Consider the following 16,853-nt stretch of genomic DNA (forward strand, 5'->3'; position numbering starts at 1 on the left):
GTGGCGTCTGCGCTGGGGGCGGAATTCGTGGCGGATCAGCGAGTTCCCGCGCTGGCATCACGGCTCATGGCTGAGCCGGGGCGGAAGCGAGCGGGGACAGGGGGGACGAGGTCGTGGCGCAGGCCGCGTGCAGCGTCACCGCGCGCAAGCCCGCTTGGCGCAAGGCGGCCAACAGCGGCGGCAGCACGTCGAGAATGACCGGCTGGCCGCTGGCGGCGCGCGCGGCGTGACCATCGTGCAGCAGCAGGATGTCGCCGGCGCGCAGATTGCGCAGCAGCCGCCGGGTGACGATGGCCGGATCGCCCTCATGGGTGTCGAACCCGCGCCGCGTCCAACTCGCCAGACGCAAATTCAACCGCGCCAGCACGGGCCACAGAAACGGGTTGCGAAAGCCGGCCGGGGCGCGGAAAAACTGCGGCACGCGCCCGGTCACTGCGCTGAGCGCGGCTTGTCCGGCCTGCAACTCGCGCGCATAACCACGCGGCCCGAGCAGCGAGAAGCTGTGGCGATGCTGCGCGCTGTGGTTTTCCACCGCATGGCCGCGCCGCACGATGTCGCGGCACAACTCCGGGTGGGCGAGGGCGCGGCTGCCGATGCAGAAAAACGTGGCCTGCACGCCGTGGGCATCGAGCAGATCGAGCACTGCCGGGGTCACGTCCGGATCGGGGCCATCGTCGATGGTCAGTGCGACTTCGCCGCGCGCGATGGCAGCCTCCGGCAGGCGGATCAGGTTGGGGCCGAGCCACTGGCCGCGCGGCCACAGGCTCGCGGCGGTGATGAGCCCATGACTGAGGATCACGGCCCCCAACGCCCACGGCCACAACGCTGGCCGCACGATGACGCCGACCAGGGCTGCGGCGTGCACCGCGAGCGCGAACAGCACCAGCGGCGTGGGTCGCCAGATGGATGGCGGGGGCGTTGAGATGCCGGTGAGCGTGTCGGGCATGAGCGTTCGATTATGCCGCCGGCATGGCCGTATGCACGGCCTCGCTGCTCGTTGCCGGGGGCGCGGACAACATGGCCGAGAACAGCAGCGCGAGCAAGGCCCCGGGGCCGACCGTGGCGCCCAGCGCTTCCAACACGGGCACGCCCGAGAAGAGCAGCGGGCCGAAGCCGGCCACGGTGGTGAGATTGGCGAACAGCAGCGAGGCCAGGGTGCGCGGCGCGATGCCGCCGCCTTCGGCATGGCCACGGTCGAAAAACAGCGCGTAGTTCGAGCCGACCGCGACGATGAGCATCATGCCGACGAGGTGGAGCAAGGTGAGTTGAATGCCCGCCAGCAACAGGCCCGCAGCCACCACGACCACCGCCGCCAGCAGCGGCGCCAGCACGCGCGCGACCCGCAGCGGCGAACGCAGGGCGACGAGCAGCAGCAAGGCGATGGCGGCCAGCCCGGCGAGCGACAACCACGCGGCGGCCCGCAGATAGCTGTCGTACAGCCCGGTGCTGACGTCGCCGAGGTTGATGTAGCTGGCGTGTGTGCCCGCCAGTGCGGCGGCGACGCGCGCACCGTTGATCGAACCCGAGCTTGGCGCGCGCAGCGGCAGCAGCGCGGACCAGTGGCCATTCGCGGCTCGCAGCAGCATGCCGTTCAGGGCCAACGCGAAGGAGGTGTGGGCGAGGTCGCTGCGGGTCAGCGGCGCGGCATGGCGTGCGGCTTCCACGTCGCGCACAAAGGGCGCGAACAGGGCGGGCTTGACCGGCAGGCCTTGCACCGCAGCATCCACGCGCCGTTGCAGCTCAGGGCCCGGGGGCAGGGCCGCCTGGCGCGCGCGCTGCGTCGCCAGGCTGGGAAGGAAACGCGCCGGGGTGTCGAAGCCGGCAATGGCGCCCTGCGCCTGCAGCGCCTGCAGGCGCGGGGCGATGCGCTCGGCAGCGGCCAGCGCGGCGTCGGCGCTGTCGCCGCTCACCACCACCAGATCGGCGGAGTCGGGGGCGCCGATCTGGCGGCGCAACTGCGCGTCCAGCGCCAGCGACGCCGGGCTCAAGGGACTGAGTGCCGAGAGCCGCGTGTTCCACAGATGCTGGCGCTGCAGCAGCAGCACGGAGCACGCGATGACCACCAGCACGGCCAGCACCCAGCGCAAGCGCCGCAGCCTCGCCACGGCGTGCAACAGGCGCTGGCCGATGGCGCTCAAATCACGCACCGCAAACCCACGCGGCAGCAGATGCGGCAGGACGAAGCGGGTGACCAGGGACGCCGTCACCAGACCGGCGATGGAATAGGCGCCGAGCTGAGCCAGGCCGGGGAAGTCCGACAGCAGCAAGGTGGCGAAGCCGACCACCGAGGTCAGCATGCCCAGGCGGATGGTGGGCCAGAAGCGCTGCACCCAGGCGCTGCCGCCGCCGGCCTCGCTGGACTGCACGAACAGGTAGATGGAATAGTCCACCGCCTCGCCCATCAGTGTGGTGCCGAAACCCAGCGTGATGCCCTGCACCACGCCAAAGCCCAGACCGACCGCGGCGATGGCCACGAGCACACCGGACAGCACCGGCAGCAAACCCAGCAGCAGCACCGGCAGCGAACGGTACACCAGCAGCAGCATGGTGATGATGAGCAGGCTGCCGATGAGCGAGACGCGCTCGGCCGCGCCCTTGATGGTGGCGCGCGATTGCACCGCGAACACCCCCGGGCCGCTCAGCACCAGGCTGGCTTGCGCCGCGCTCGGCCCGAGGCTGCGTTGCGCGTCGGCAAAGGCGCTGCGCACGCTGGCGATGGCGGCCTGCTGCGCATCGGTATCGGTCCCGGGGGCGCTGGTCAGCAGCAGCAGCAGCGCGCGCGCGTCCTTGGGCGCAGCCCAGACGCCGTCCACCATGTGTGGCTGGGCGCCGGAGGACAGGCTGCCGAGCAGTTGCAAGGTGGCGCCGGTGGGGTCTGCGGGCAGCAGCTTTTTGAGGCCGGCGCCCATGGGCGAGGCGAGCTGGTCGATGCTGTTTTGCATGGCCTGGTGCAGCCCGGCAGCGCTGAAGGCCTGCGGCGTGGTGTTGGGGCTGAGCACGTAGCGGTATTTCAACAACAGCTTGTAGTCACGTTGCGCGTCGACCGGCTCGCCGTTGTTCACCGAGGCGAAGGCGTGATGGCTGCGCAGGCGCTGCGCCAGGGCCTTGGACAGCGCAGCGCGGGTGGACGCATGGGCGCCGTCGATGCCGACCAGGATGAGGCGCGAAATCATGCCGTCGCGCAACTGGTCGACCAGCACCTGTTGCTGGGCGTCGGGCGCGCGCGGCAGGAAGGCCGACATGTCGGCTGTGAAGCGGCTGTGGGTGATGGCCACGACGCTGGCTGCGAGCGCGGCCAGCCACAGCAGCAGCGCGGGCAGGGCGCGGCGGGTCACGGGTCGGTCCGCTCGCGGATGGTCATCAGGGAGTGGTCGCCGTCGGTCTGTTGCACGGCGATGCTGCGCACCTGGCCCTGGCGCCCGTCGATGCGAATGGCGCGCACTCGCTCCCGTGCCCGGGCGTCCACCGGCACGAGGTTCAAGGTCCATTGCGCGGCGTCGCCGCTCAGGCTGACGACGTAGTCGCGCTGCAGCACCTTGCGGTCGCCGTTGAGCGTGGCGCGGATGCTGTCCACCAGCACGGCGATGTCCGGGTGATCGTCCAGGCTGAGCTGGTGGCTGCGGCCACCGAGTTCCACGGTGAGCTGGTTGGCCAGGAGGATGATGGTCTGCGGCTTGGGTTTGAGGGTGCGCATTTCCAGGAAATCGGGTGCGGCGAAACGCAGCTCGCCCGACGACTCGATGGGCGCGTCGAGCATGGCCATGGTCTTGGTTTCGACGAAGCTGGCGCGGCCCGATTTGTGTTGCGCCAGCGCCTGCATCAGCGCGTCGAGGTTCCATTCAGCCGCATGGCTCGGCAGCGCCAGCCACGGGGCCGCAAACAGCACCATGGCCAGGAGCAGGCGGCGGCGGTCGGGGATACTGGCGGGAGTCACGTGGGTGCGATGCATGGGCGTTGCGGCAAGCGGCGGGCGTTCACAGTTCCTTGGGGCCGGCGGCCTCGGCGGCCGGACCTTGCCAGAAGTCGTAGAAATTGAACCAGTTGTAGGGGGCGGCGTGGCAGTGCGCCTGCAGTTGCGCAACATAGCGCGCCAGCGCCGCGTCGATGGCAGCGGCCCGCTCGCCGCGGGTGCAGGCGGAGAAGTCCGCCAGGGGGAGGAAATGCACGTCGTAACGGTTGCCGCCGTGATAGACGCCGGCCATGAAAATCACCGGCCGGCGCAGCAGTGCGGCGATGCGCAGCGGCCCGCGCGGCCAAGGCGCGGGCTCGCCGAGGAAAGGCAGCGTGGCGGTGGTGTCGTCGTGCAGCGAACGGTCGGCGAGGATGCCGACCACGGCGCCGGCGTCCAGCCGCTCGTGCAGGTGCAGCATCGAGCCCACCTGGCCGAGTGGAATGATGTCGTGCGCGGCGGCGGGGTTGATGGCGTGCAAGGCGGCGTTGATCTTGCGCGCGTTGTCGGCATACATCAGCAGCGAAACGGGAATGCCACCCTGCTGCCGCGCCAGCGCGCGCAACACCTCGAAGCTGCCGAAATGCGCGCCCATCAGAAAGGCGCCATGACCCTGGGCAAGCACGGCGTCGACATGCTCGATGCCATGCACCCGGATGTCGAACAGATCGGAGCGATCGTTGAGCAGATAGATCCGGTCGTGGATGGTGGAGGCGAAGCAGTGCACGTGGCGGAAGCCGTCCGCCCAGTTCGCGTCACGCCCCAGCACGCGCTTGAGATATTGGCGTGAAGCGCGCCGCGCGCTGGGCGCGAACAGCACGAAATAAGCGGCGATGCCGAGCAGCACGAGGCGCCCGATGCGCCGCCCCAGGCGCAGCGAAATCCAGGTCATGAGGCGCAGGGTGAACTGGTTGCTGCGCTCGCCATTGTTTGCCCAGGCGGCACGCGGCGCGACTGGCCGCGCGGGCGGCAAGCCTGCGGCTTGCCGGGCCTGCTGCGCATCGAGGTGGGACGGCCGGGTGTTCATGGTTCAGCGGGAGCTTTCGCGGCGCCGGCGCGTGTGCCTTGCAAGCTGCCGCTGGCCACCTTGCGCGTGCCGGCAAGCAGCTCGAAGCGCGTGCCACCGTCCGGCGTCGCCGCGTGCTGCAGCAGCAGACTTTCGCCGGCTTGCACCACGCTCAGGAACTTCACCGTGCCGATGTGGCACGGTCCCGCGCTGAAGTCCTGCGCAGCGCCGAGATGGTGAAGCGCTGCGTCGAGCAGCAGCACTCCGGGCACGATGGGGCGGCCGGGAAAATGACCGGCGAAGGCGGGATGCCCGGGCGCATAGCCAGGCAGTTCGACGCCGGCCAAACGCTGGGCCGGGTCTGGCGCGGACGGTTCAGCGCGCATCCGTCACGGCCTCGCGAAGCTTGGATGGAGGCAAGGACGCCGCCAATGCGGCCAGCTCCGCGCGCGGCAGCTTGCCGGTGGCATTGCGCGGCAGCGCATCCACCACCACCAGCGGGCGCGGCAGAAATGCCGGGTCGACGCGTTGGCGCAGGGCGGCGAGCAGGTCTTCGCGGCGCAGGCCCGGAGCGACGACGAAGGCCATCAGCCGGGCGACGTCGGAGCCGTTTCCGGCCGGCATGAAGAACGCGCCGTCGTGCACGCCGGGGATGGTGCCGAGCTGGTGGTTGAGGTAGGCCAGCGAGCTGCGCCTGCCGGCGATGTTGACCATGTCGGCGCTGCGCCCGAGCAGACGAAAATGCTGCGCGTCGAGCAGTTCGATGACGTCGTTGAGTGCGATGGGATCGAGCACGTGGCCGCCACTGGCCATGGTGACGCCGGCGGCATCGGTGTGCAGGGTCACCCCCGGGAACAGTTCCCAGATGTCGCTCTGCGCCGTGCGCCGGGTGGCGATCTGGCCGGTCTCGGTCGAACCGTAAATTTCCAGCAGCGGCGCGCCCAGGCGGGTCTCGACCTCGTGCGCCAGCTCCAGCGCCAAGGGCGCGGTGGCGCTGAGCACGGCGGCCACGGGCGGCAGGCTCACGTCCGCCGCGAGCAGGGCGCGCAGATGCACCGGGGTGGTGACGAGCAGGCGCGGCGCGGGCACGCGGGCCAGTGCCGCGGCGATGTCGGCCGGGTAGAACGGGTGCGCCGCGCCCAGCGCCACGCCGCCCTGCAGCGCGAGCAGCAAGGTGGACTCGAACCCGTACATATGCTGCGGCGGCACGGTGCCCACCAGGGTGTGGCGCGCGCCTGTGCGCAGTCCGAGCCTGGCCGCGCTGGCCGGGATGCTGCTGGCCAGGGCGCCCCAGGTCTTGCGGTGGGGGATGGGGGTGCCGGTGGAGCCGGAGGTGAACACATGGGCAACCACCCGATCGGCAGCGATCGTCGGCATGGCAAGCGCTTCCCCGGGCGTGGGGGCACTGCAGGGCTCGGGGTAGGGCATGTACGGCAGGTCGAAGTCGCAAGGCGCGTCGCTCAGGCAGAACACATCTGGGGCGAAGGCGCGCAGTTGCGCCGCGGTGTCTGGCGTGCGCGTGGACGGCAGCAGGCTGACCCTGCCGCTCACCAACGCGGCGGCAAAGCCCACACCAAAACAGTAGCGGTCGCGGCAGGTGTTGAGCACATGCTGGCTGCGCGGCATGGCGGCGGCCACCTGCCGCACGTCGTGCAGGAAATCGCGCGCGAGAATGGGTTTGCCTTCGCGCCAGGCGAACACGGCGTCGAGGTCGGGTGTCGAAACCAGCGGCAGTTGCATCATGTCGAAGCCCGGCTGTGCCGGTCTCAGCGCCGCTCGGCGGATGGTGTGGCGAAGGGCTCGGCCGCGGCGGCCTGCGCGCGTGCCGCATCGCGCCGGGTGGCCGTCTCCACGCTGTAGCGCGCATAAGCCCGTATCGCTTCGATCGGCCCGGTGCGTTCGTGCGCAGGCAGGGCGCGCAGCCGCACCAGATATTCGGCAACGAACAGCGCCAGCACCAGCAAGGGAGACAACAGATTGGCGAACAGGGCCCATGTCGGCAGCGGCGTGGCGACGAACAGGACGAGCGAGCTCAGCGTCATGGCAGCGAAAAAAAGCGTCCAGGTCCAGGTCACGCCGCGGGTGTAGCGCGCAACCCGCGCTGAAATGCTGCCATGGGCAATCTGGGCAAAGCGGCTGACCAAGGGGGTGGAGCCGGGCCGCAGCGTGCGCCCGAACATGAAAGCCAACAAGCCCAGAGTCCCTGCATGCTGCAGCAGGTAGGCCCAGTCGTAATGCTGCAGCATGACTGTGCGCTGGTTCCACAGCAGCCAGGCGCTCGGCACAGCCAGCAGCAACACGGCGAAGCGGTGCGCGGACTGCCAGACCAACCAGCCCAGCAGGGCCAGAAGTGGCGCAAAAGCGACGATGGCCGCCGGGATGTTGGGTTGGGGCGCGCGTGCCCCGAGATAGGCCAGCAGCGGATAGGCCACGCACAGCGCGGCGGCGACGGCCCCGCGCAGGAAGCCGGAGCGTGTTGCGATCACGGGTTTCTCAGTGCGGCCACATGGTTGGCCAAGTGGCGCAAGGAGCTGAAGATACGGTGGTTGTCGGCGTCATCGGCGCGCAATTGCACCCCGTATTGCTTGGAGACGACGAGGGCAATTTCCAGGATGTCGATCGAATCCAGGCCCAGGCCATCCCCATAGAGCGGTGCGTCCGGGTCGATGTCGGCGGCTGCGGTCTCGAGATTGAGCGAGGCGACGACGAGCTGCGCGATGTCCAGGATGAAAGCGGGATCGGCAGGGGATTGGACGGTCAGAGAATCGGACATGGGGCTGCCAAAAGGCTCAAAAAACAAAGCAAATCAAGGCGTCATCATAAAAGATCAAGCCTTGTGCCCGGGCATTCGGGCCATATCCCACCCCCATGCCGAGGTATGGCGCAGGCAACCGGTTTGGAACGTCAACCCAAAGGTGCGATGACGGTGAGATGGGCCGGTCCCATCTCACCTTGCTTCTCAATCACCCCGCAAGCCGACAGTGGCGTGGCTTGCAGTCGCCGATCAATGGCGCTCGTCGTCGTCCTCACGCCCCCAGCCCCTGTGCCAGCCACGGTCTGGATGCCACGGGCGATTGTAGACGCCATAGCTGATATATCCTGGGTAGTAGGTGACTGCAGGGGGTGGGGCGTAATAGACCGGCGCCGGAGGGGCGTAGTAAACCGGAGGTGGGGCGTAGTAATACACCGGGGGAGCGGGGTAGACGTTGCCGAAATTGGCAGCCACACCCGGGCCGCCGACGCCCAGCGACCAATACACCCCGTCGGCATGAGCGGCAGGTGCCAGCGCGGCTGCGGCGCTCAGGGTCAAAGCCAATAAAGATGTGCGAAGCATGATGGTTCTCCGAAGAGGTCTGCCTTGTGTATGCGATATCAACGCGGCGAAGCGGCCAATGGAGACAGTACGCTCCACATAAATCTGACAAAACGTGACAGAACTAGGGCCTGTTCATCAGTCGTTGTCATGCTTCCAGTGCCGACGCTCCCGTCTCTCATGTTTCCATGCATGCCAGTCATGGCGGTCGGGGCGGGGCCCCCAGCCTGGATACGCGGCCTGCGCATCGCCAATGGGGTAGCCGTTGTAGGCCACCACAGGTGGGCGTGGCGCAACCCGGTACCTGACTGGAGGTGGTGCGTAGTCCACCGGGGGAGGCGCATAGGCCACGGGTGGCGCATACACCATGGGTGGCGGAGCGGGGTAGGCGATGGGCGGTGGCACATTGAAGGCCACGGCCGGCAGACCGACCGAAACGGACCACCAGACGTCGCCGGCATGGGCATTGGGAGCGCTGAAAACGGCGGCTGTTGCCACCAGTCCAAGCAGGGTTTGTCGCAGCATGATGGATCTCCCAAGTTGTAGCCTTCAACGCTTCAACGCCGGCTTTGGGCGCTTTGCCGACAAGTTCAAGGAAGTTTTTTGCCTTCGCTACACAGCCATGCCGCTGGTTTTTCTGGCTGCCGTGGCGCAGCGCGCTGCTAGCATGTGCCGACCTTATCAGCGGGCAAAAAAACCGTGGGAACTCAGAGGGATGCATGCTTGCCCAACTCATCCAGCAAGGCCTCTGCGGTGACCTGGGCGACATCCACCATGACCACCAACGAGGCGGTGCGGCCGCTGGCCCATGCCCATGCGGAGTTGGCCGGGTACGACAGCCATGCCAGCCTGATCGCACGCCGCGTGGCGGCTTAGGCGCGGGGCGGGAATCGATCATGGCCTTATCGCGTGTGAACGAGTCCCCGGCTGCTCCGACTGCGGGCGCACTGGCGTTGCAGACATGGCGCACCATGATGCGTCATGTCTGGTTCAAGTCCATCGGCACCACGGCGTTCACCTGGGTGTTTTTTCTGGCCTACTTTGATTTGCTCAAACATCCGAATGGAGCGGTCACGGTCATGCCCATGACGGCCCTCGACCGCTGGATCGGGTTTCAGCCCTGGGCACTGCCGTTCTATTTCTCGCTGTGGTTGTACGTGAGCTTGCCGCCGGCCTTGATGGCGACGCGGCGCGAGATCATAGGCTTTGGCGCGCGCATGGCCATCGTCTGCCTGATCGGCCTGGGCGTGTTCTATGTCTGGCCCACCCAGGTGCCTGCATTCCCCATCAACTGGGCGCAGCATCCCGGCTTCGCGATTCTGCGCGGGGTCGACGCGGCCGGTAACGCCTGTCCGTCCCTGCATGTGGCCACGGCGGTGTTTGCCGCTTTCTGGCTCGACTGGATGGTGCCAGCGCTGGGCTTCGGCAGGCGCATGCGTTGCCTCAACATGCTGTGGTGCGCGCTGATCGTCTTCTCGACCCTGGCGACCAAGCAGCATGTCGTGGTCGACGCGATTGCTGGAGCCTTGCTGGGCGCATCCGTGGCCTGGGCCACGAGGCCGCGCCCCCCCTCCCGCTTCGCCAGAGCCATGCAGACCGCGCCGAGTCATTGACGCCATGGCCGAGACCGATGCCGATCCCATCGAGCTGACGAGAGCACATCCAGAGCCTGCTGCACAGCATCAACGACGCGTTGGCGAGCGTTGAGATTCTGGTCATCAACACGCCGCGCCATGCCCTTGGCATGCGAAGACTTTCGCCATGAGGACTCCCTCGTCGCCGCGCTTGACGGAAAATTGCTCTTTTCACATCATTTCCCATGCAACCCACGGATCTACCCAGTAGCCCCAAGGCTTCCAACTTCCTGCGCCAGATCATCGAGGCCGACCTGGCGAGCGGGCGCGATGCCGGCCGGCGCTTCGCCGGCGTGCCGGGCGACGCGCAACAGCTCGCCGAGGCGCCGTTCGATGCCGCGCGCATTCGCACCCGCTTTCCTCCCGAGCCCAATGGTTATCTGCACATCGGCCATGCCAAGAGCATCTGCCTGAACTTCGGGCTGGCGCAAGACTATGGCGGCGTGTGCCACCTGCGCTTCGACGACACCAACCCCGAGAAGGAAGAGGACGAATACGTCCACGCCATCCGCGACGCGGTGCGCTGGCTGGGCTTCGACTGGGTGGCTGGCGGGGTGAATCACGAATATTTCGCCAGCGACTACTTCGACCTCATGTGGCGAGCCGCCTGCGCCCTGATCGACGCCGGCCTGGCCTATGTCGACGAACAAAGCGCCGATGAGATGCGCCGCAACCGCGGAACCCTCACCGAGCCCGGTGTGGCCAGCCCCTGGCGCGACCTCCCAGCCGCCGAGAGCCGGCGACGCTTCGAGGCCATGCGTGCTGGCCAGCACCCGGAAGGCAGCATGGTGCTGCGGGCGAAAATCGACATGGCCTCGCCCAACATCAACCTGCGCGATCCGGCCATCTACCGCATCAAGTTCGCCGAGCATCACCGCACCGGCAACGCCTGGTGCATCTACCCGATGTACACCTTCGCCCACCCCATCGAGGACGCGCTGGAACGCATCACCCACAGCATCTGCACGCTCGAATTCGAAGACCAGCGCCCGTTCTACGACTGGGTGCTGGGCAAACTGGCCGACCTCGGCGTGCTTGCCCGGCCGCTACCGCACCAGCATGAGTTCGCCCGCCTCAACCTCGGCTATGTCGTCACCAGCAAACGCAAGCTGGCGCAACTGGTGAACGAAGGCCATGTGGCCGGCTGGGACGACCCGCGCCTGCCCACCATCGCCGGGCTGCGCCGCCGCGGCTACACCGCAGCCAGCCTGCGTTTGTTCGCCGAGCGCATCGGCGTGACCAAGTCCGATTCATGGATCGACTACGCCACGCTCGAAGGCGCGCTGCGCGAAGACCTCGATCCGCTGGCCCCGCGCGCCATGGCCGTGCTCGACCCCGTCAGGCTCGTGCTCACCAACTGGGACGAGCTGATGGGCGCCGGCATGCTGGACGATTGCCAGGCTCCTGTGCATCCCCACCATCCCGAGTGGGGCACGCGCCACTTCAAGTTCGGCCGCGAGCTGTGGATCGAGCGCGACGACTTCGTGCTCGATCCGCCCAAAGGCTTTTTCCGCCTGTTTCCCGGCAGCCGCGTGCGCCTGAAATACGGCCATGTGATCGAGTGCACCGGCGCCACGCTGGATGCGCAGGGCCGGGTGACCGAAGTGCAGGCCACCCTGGTTGCCGACACCAAAAGCGGCACGCCCGGCGCCGCAGCGGTGAAGGTCAAGGGTGTCATCACCTGGGTGGCCGCGGCCGATGCGATGTCCGCCGAAGTGCGCCTGTACGAGCGCCTGTTCACCGAGGCCCAGCCGGATGCCGGCGGGCGCGATTTCCTCTCCATGCTCAACCCCGAGAGCCTGCGCATCGCGCAAGCCTGGGTCGAACCCGGCCAAGCCTCGACCCAGCCGGGGCAGAGCGTGCAGTTCGAGCGCCACGGCTATTTCGCGGCCGACGCGAAAGACCATGCGCCCGGCCATCTGGTGTTCAACCGCACCGCCACGCTCAAAGACGGTTGGGGCAAGTGAGCCAGCCATGAACCGCGGGCTCACCGCCTTGGATGAGGCTGTCGCCGGTTTTGTCGCCGGCGGCGAGCCTGCAGCAGGCAACCATGCCGACGCCGCAGAGCGCCTGCGCGCCGCGGGCTACGCCGTGCTGCCGGCCGCCGAATTGGCGGCGTTGTGCGGCCTGGGCGCGCAAGCCTGCGACCAGGCCGCCGCCTACTGGAACGCACTGCCGCCGGACAGCTATCTGAAAGACGGCGGGCACTACCGCAGCCGCCGCCACGCCAGCTACATCCACAAGCTGCAAGCCGCCGCGGGCGAGAACGCGTTGGCCTTGGCGCCGCACCGCGCCCATTACCAGCCCACCACCTACAACGCCCTGCACGGCGGCATGCTGCGCTGGTACGCGCCGCTCGACGCGGGCTTGCTGGCCTTGCCCTGCATGGCGGCACTGCTGCTCGGGCTGGGGCGCCTGTTCGCGCACTTGCGGCCACAGCGGCAATGGTTTGTCGAAGCCCACCAATTCCGTATCGACACCCACGAAGGCATAGGCCGTCCCACGCCCGAGGGCGCGCATCGCGACGGGGTCGACTTCGTCGCCGTCATCCTGGTGCAGCGCCACGGCATTCGCGGTGGCGAAACCCGCGTGTTCCAGGCCGATGGACCTCACGGCGTGCGCTTCACCCTGGAGCAACCGTGGAGCGCGCTGCTGATGGACGACAGTCGCGTGATCCACGAATCCACCCCCATCCTGCCCACGGATCCCACCCAACCCGGCTGGCGCGACACCTTGGTGCTGACCTGGCGCGCGGGGGGATTTTTGGAGCCCGGCCAGGGCTGAGAAGGGCTTGGCGGTGCAGTCGTGGCGCATCGGCCCGGGCGGGGCATTCATGGGCGCGGCTTATGCTTACGGGCTGCCTGCGGACCTTTTCCGCAGGCAGCCTTTTCATCGTTGGAGACCCCATGAGCACACGCATTCCCGCCACTCTGATTGCAGGCGACGGCATCGGTCCCGAGATCATGGACGCGACGCTGGCCGCGCTCGACGCGCTGCAAGCGCCGTTCGACTGGGACGTGCAGGTGGCCGGCCTGGCCGGGGTGCATGCCGCGGGCGACCCGTTGCCGCCGGTCACGCTCGACAGCATTCGCCGCACCCGCCTGGCGCTCAAGGGCCCGCTGGAAACGCCCTCCGGCGGCGGCTACCGCTCCAGCAATGTGCGCCTGCGCGAGGCCTTCAAGCTCTATGCCAATATGCGCCCGACCAAGACCATGGTGCCTGGCGGACGCTTCGACGACATCGACCTGCTGGTGTTCCGCGAGAACGTCGAAGGGCTGTACATGGGCTACGAGCATTACATCCCGATCAACGACGACCCGCACGCCGTGGCCATCGCCACCGGGGTGAACACCCGGCAGGGCGCGCTCAACATCCTGAACTACACCTTCCAAACCGCCATTGCCCTCGGGCGCAAGAAAGTGACGGTGGTGCACAAGGCCAACATCATGAAGGCGCTCACCGGCATCTTCCTGGAAACCGCCTATCAGTTGCACGGCGAGAAGTACGCCGGGCAGATCGATCTGGACAACGTCATCGTCGACGCCTGCTGCATGAAGCTGGTGATCAACCCCTGGCAATTCGACACCCTGGTCACAACCAACTTGTTCGGCGATATTTTGTCGGACCTGGCCGCCGGGCTGGTGGGCGGGCTGGGCATGGCGCCAGGCGCGAACATCGGCCAGGATGCGGCCATCTTCGAGGCGGTGCACGGCTCGGCGCCCGACATCGCCGGCAAGGGCTTGGCCAACCCCATCGCGCTGATGCTGGCCGCGGCGCTGATGCTCGACCACGTCAAGCTGCACGACAAGGCCACGCGCCTGCGCCAGGCCATCTCCGGCACGCTCAATGCGGACAAGGTTCGCACCGGCGACCTCGGCGGCAAGGCCGACACCAAGACCTTCACCGCGGCCATCGTCAGCCGTATCAAGAACGACTGAAGCACCCTGCGCTGCGCCCTCCCCGCAGGCGGGGAGGGCTGGGGTGGGGAGGTTCTTTGGCGCAACACATTATCCCCCCCCCTCCCAACCTTCCCCAGATGTGGGGGAGGGGCTTCTCACCCGTGGTGCGTACCCCGGATCGAACTCGGCGGGCAGATCGGCCACGGCGAAATACTCCTTGTAGAACTTGCGGGTGGACTGGGCGCAGTCGGTATTGCCCTCCACCAGGTCGTCGAAATACTGGCGGAACATGTCGGTGTGGCGCTCCAGGTTCATGTTGAGAAAAGCCGTGAGTTGCAGGAAGCCCGGGTAGACCTCGCGCCCGGCACCTTTGCACTGCAGTGGCACCGGGCTGACCAGGCTTTGCGCGAACCACTCGATGGGCTTCGAGGTGGCCAGCAGGTTGACCGCGGTGGGGCTGATGCGGCAGTCGACGGGCCCGGCCATCAGGGTCAGGCTGGCGGGCGTGGCGGGGTTGCGGTCCTCGGCCATCAGCGCGGTGGCGGCCAGTGCCGGCACGCTGGGCTGGCAGATGGCCATGAGGTGCGAGCCAGGGCCGATGACCTCGAGGAAGCGCATCAGGTGCTTGGTGTATTCGTCCAGACCGAAGCGGCCTTCGCGCAGCGGCACGTCGCGGGCGTTGTGCCAGTCGGTGATGTAGACATCATGGTCCTGCGGCATGGTGCGTGCGGTTTCGCGCAGCAGCGTGGCGAAGTGCCCGGACATGGGCGCGACGATGAGCACGGCCGGTCCCGGGTGCTCCATGCCCTTGCGAAAATGCAGCAGGGTGCAGAAGGGCGTGACGGCGGCCGGTTCTTCATGCATGGCTATGGTGCGTCCGCCATGCTCCACGGTGTCGATGCGAAAGCCAGGGCGCTTGTGCGTGAGGCGCGCCAGCGCCAGCACCTCGAACGCGGCCGACATCTGGCGCAAGGGCATCAGCTCGATCAAGCCCAGGCGGGTGTCACGCCACGCAGGTGCGGCCCTGCGCGCGAACTCGCGCAGGGGCCAAAGCATGTCGCCTGGGTTTCGTTGGTTTGGTCGAGCATGGCGGTCTCACGGGTTGAAACGGCGTTGCCGCTCGCGGTCGTCTGGGCGCCCCGTGTCGATGGCTGGGGTGCTTGTTCAAGCAAGCAAGTTTCAAGCCGTTTGCCCGTGCATCCAGGGAACTCGGTCGCTTCTCCGGGCCTGGCTGACGCGGCCTGGCGGCCCGCGCTGGCACAGCGCTTGCTTGGAATCCGGCATGGACCGGGCATCGCCCCCGGTTTTGGCATACACACAGCGGAGACGAGGCCATGGCGCGCACCACGCTCAGCATCAGCAGCAAGAATTACTCGTCCTGGTCGCTACGGGGTTGGCTGCTCGCCAAGTTCGCCAAGCTGGATTTCGACCAAATCCTGGTCTCGCCCGACGACGCCGGAGCGCGCCAGGAATTGTTGCTGCTGTCGTCCTCCATCCTGGTGCCTTGCCTGACGCACAACGGCATCAAGGTGTGGGATACCCTGGCCATTGCCGAGTACCTCGACGAGGTCAAGCCCAAGGCCGGCCTGCTGCCCGAAACCCTGGCGATGCGCGCGCATCGCCGCGCCATCAGTGGCGAGATGCATTCCGGCTTCGCCAACCTGCGCTCGGCCCTGCCCATGAACCTCAAGGGCCATGACCCCGGCTACAAGGTATGGGCCCGGGCGCAAGCCGATATCGAGCGCATTCTCGCCATCTGGCACGAATGCCTGACGACTTACGGCGGCCCGTTCCTGTTCGGCGAGCGCGGCATGGCCGACGCCATGTACGCCCCGGTGGCGACCCGCTTCATGATCTACGACGTGGCGCTCGATGGCGCCTGCACCGCGTATGCCGTACGCATCATGGCCCTGCCGGAAATGCAGGAATGGCTGGCAGCCGCGAGCCGGCAGCACACCGACATCGACGAACTCGACATGGAGTTCTGAAGCTGGCTGCTCCTGCCTGCGGCGCACAGGTCATGATGCCTGGCGCCGCAAGCTATTGCCAGGGCGTGGGCGGGCGGTGGAATCGCGCAAGGGCCTTCGGTATCGACCACGCAGAAGTCGGCCGGCCCGACGATTTCCAGATACTCCATGTCGGGCGAGTGAGTCGTCGTAGAGGCAATGCAAGATGCCCGGGCGCTGATCCACCAGTCGCCTGCCGCCACCAGTGTGTCCTGGTCCTCGTACATGAAGCGCGCCCAGCCCTTGGTCATGATGACGATCTGGAAGTCGGCCACATGGAAATGCCAGCCGGTACCGCTGTTCTCGGGCGGGATGTCGGTGGCCTTCACCAGATGGGCAACCACTCGGCCATTGGTGGCCTCCTTGAGGCCGAGATCGCGGTAGTGGAAAAATCGCGCGGGCCGTCGCCCTTGAACGCGGTATCGCCTGGCTTGACGTGCGAAAACTTGGTCTTGACGCTGTCCAATATGACCGGTCTCCAGGAGCGAAAAACACCTCGGGAATATGCATAAACCGTTCCAGTGGACTCAAGTCGGTGACGTCTGCAGTGATTCAGGCGATGGCGGCAAGCAACTTCACACAGCACGCGACGCGATCACCAACGCAAATAGTGCGCCGTGGTGCCGCTCTGCGCTTGGATGGTGCGCAACTGGCCGTCATGGCGCCCCTCGATGGTGTAGGTGCCCGCCGGTGCCTTGAGGTAGCACAACGGGCCGCCGGCGGTGAACTTGGCCACGGTCTTGCCGTTTTGCATGACCTTCACCGGCACATTGGCCAGATACTCCCCTTGCGGCCCCTTCACCATCCAGAAGCCGAGGTTGAACTTGGCGGCTTGCGCCTGCATTTTCTGCAGGGAACCTTGGCCGACGCCGCTGCAGACGTACTGGATGGAACCCTGGGTATGGATGGTCGCGGCATGGGCTTGCGAGGCAGCCAGGGGCAGCAAGGCCGCGGCCAGGAGGGCGACACATTTCACCGATGTTGGAAGGTGCTTCATGATGGCAACTCCTTGGAAGGACAGGAACAACCGCCATGCGACTGCACAA

16 protein-coding genes and 2 pseudogenes are annotated in these 16,853 nt (G+C 67.3%); 6 read left to right on the plus strand and 12 right to left on the minus strand.

Going from position 1 to position 16,853, the window contains the following annotated elements:
* Positions 1–64: 64 nt before the first annotated feature.
* From ACYCUK_RS06295 to ACYCUK_RS06335, 9 genes and pseudogenes are all read right to left on the minus strand, one after another.
* The gene (locus ACYCUK_RS06295; protein ID WP_461593962.1) at positions 65–946 is read right to left on the minus strand and encodes a polysaccharide deacetylase family protein; all 882 of its coding nucleotides are present in this window, start codon (positions 944–946) and stop codon (positions 65–67) included.
* 10 nt (positions 947–956) lie between these two features.
* Positions 957–3,335 carry an MMPL family transporter gene (locus ACYCUK_RS06300; RefSeq protein ID WP_461593963.1) on the minus strand — a complete coding sequence of 793 codons (2,379 nt, stop codon included), beginning with the start codon at positions 3,333–3,335 and terminating at the stop codon, positions 957–959.
* On the minus strand, positions 3,332–3,949 hold the full coding sequence (locus ACYCUK_RS06305; protein ID WP_461593964.1) for a LolA-related protein: 618 nt from the start codon (positions 3,947–3,949) through the stop codon (positions 3,332–3,334). Before ACYCUK_RS06305 ends, ACYCUK_RS06300 begins: the two co-directional genes overlap by 4 nt.
* A gap of 25 nt (positions 3,950–3,974) precedes the next feature.
* On the minus strand, positions 3,975–4,841 hold the full coding sequence (locus ACYCUK_RS06310; RefSeq protein WP_461594014.1) for an LpxL/LpxP family acyltransferase: 867 nt from the start codon (positions 4,839–4,841) through the stop codon (positions 3,975–3,977).
* A 131-nt stretch (positions 4,842–4,972) separates the two neighbouring features.
* Positions 4,973–6,698: pseudogene (locus ACYCUK_RS06315) on the minus strand (AMP-binding protein).
* 23 nt (positions 6,699–6,721) lie between these two features.
* Complete coding sequence (locus tag ACYCUK_RS06320; protein ID WP_461593965.1) at positions 6,722–7,441, minus strand: COG4648 family protein; 720 nt, start codon at positions 7,439–7,441, stop codon at positions 6,722–6,724.
* Entirely contained in the window at positions 7,438–7,728 is a 291-nt protein-coding gene (locus ACYCUK_RS06325) for a phosphopantetheine-binding protein (protein ID WP_112485604.1), read from the minus strand. The genes ACYCUK_RS06320 and ACYCUK_RS06325 overlap by 4 nt, the downstream gene beginning before the upstream one ends.
* Before the next feature lie 231 nt (positions 7,729–7,959).
* Complete coding sequence (locus ACYCUK_RS06330; protein WP_461593966.1) at positions 7,960–8,289, minus strand: hypothetical protein; 330 nt, start codon at positions 8,287–8,289, stop codon at positions 7,960–7,962.
* 117 nt (positions 8,290–8,406) lie between these two features.
* Positions 8,407–8,793: a hypothetical protein gene (locus ACYCUK_RS06335; RefSeq protein WP_461593967.1), complete on the minus strand. Its 387-nt coding sequence runs from the start codon at positions 8,791–8,793 to the stop codon at positions 8,407–8,409.
* A 198-nt stretch (positions 8,794–8,991) separates the two neighbouring features.
* On the opposite strand from ACYCUK_RS06335, the gene ACYCUK_RS06340 reads away from it, so the two are divergent.
* The 5 genes from ACYCUK_RS06340 (at position 8,992) to ACYCUK_RS06360 (ending at position 13,840) form a co-directional block, all read left to right on the plus strand.
* A complete protein-coding gene (locus tag ACYCUK_RS06340) occupies positions 8,992–9,144 on the plus strand; it encodes a hypothetical protein (RefSeq protein ID WP_461593968.1) in 153 nt (50 codons plus the stop codon).
* A gap of 20 nt (positions 9,145–9,164) precedes the next feature.
* Complete coding sequence (locus tag ACYCUK_RS06345) at positions 9,165–9,881, plus strand: phosphatase PAP2 family protein (protein ID WP_461593969.1); 717 nt, start codon at positions 9,165–9,167, stop codon at positions 9,879–9,881.
* A 206-nt stretch (positions 9,882–10,087) separates the two neighbouring features.
* Entirely contained in the window at positions 10,088–11,869 is a 1,782-nt protein-coding gene (locus tag ACYCUK_RS06350; protein ID WP_461593970.1) for a glutamine--tRNA ligase/YqeY domain fusion protein, read from the plus strand.
* A 7-nt stretch (positions 11,870–11,876) separates the two neighbouring features.
* Positions 11,877–12,686 carry a 2OG-Fe dioxygenase family protein gene (locus ACYCUK_RS06355; protein WP_461593971.1) on the plus strand — a complete coding sequence of 270 codons (810 nt, stop codon included), beginning with the start codon at positions 11,877–11,879 and terminating at the stop codon, positions 12,684–12,686.
* 122 nt (positions 12,687–12,808) lie between these two features.
* Entirely contained in the window at positions 12,809–13,840 is a 1,032-nt protein-coding gene (locus ACYCUK_RS06360) for an isocitrate/isopropylmalate family dehydrogenase (protein ID WP_461593972.1), read from the plus strand.
* Between the two features lie 69 nt (positions 13,841–13,909).
* Here ACYCUK_RS06360 and phaZ read toward each other — a convergent pair whose 3' ends face one another.
* A complete protein-coding gene (gene phaZ / locus ACYCUK_RS06365; protein WP_461593973.1) occupies positions 13,910–14,857 on the minus strand; it encodes a polyhydroxyalkanoate depolymerase in 948 nt (315 codons plus the stop codon).
* 278 nt (positions 14,858–15,135) lie between these two features.
* Between phaZ and ACYCUK_RS06370 the strand changes: the two genes are divergently transcribed.
* Entirely contained in the window at positions 15,136–15,789 is a 654-nt protein-coding gene (locus tag ACYCUK_RS06370) for a glutathione S-transferase (protein ID WP_461593974.1), read from the plus strand.
* A gap of 71 nt (positions 15,790–15,860) precedes the next feature.
* Here the strand turns inward: ACYCUK_RS06370 and ACYCUK_RS06375 are convergent.
* Positions 15,861–16,276 (minus strand): annotated as a pseudogene (locus ACYCUK_RS06375) (cupin domain-containing protein); the annotation flags it as partial.
* A gap of 126 nt (positions 16,277–16,402) precedes the next feature.
* The gene (locus ACYCUK_RS06380; RefSeq protein ID WP_461593975.1) at positions 16,403–16,804 is read right to left on the minus strand and encodes a hypothetical protein; all 402 of its coding nucleotides are present in this window, start codon (positions 16,802–16,804) and stop codon (positions 16,403–16,405) included.
* Positions 16,805–16,853: the final 49 nt, after the last annotated feature.

This window comes from Thiomonas sp. (assembly GCF_054608695.1).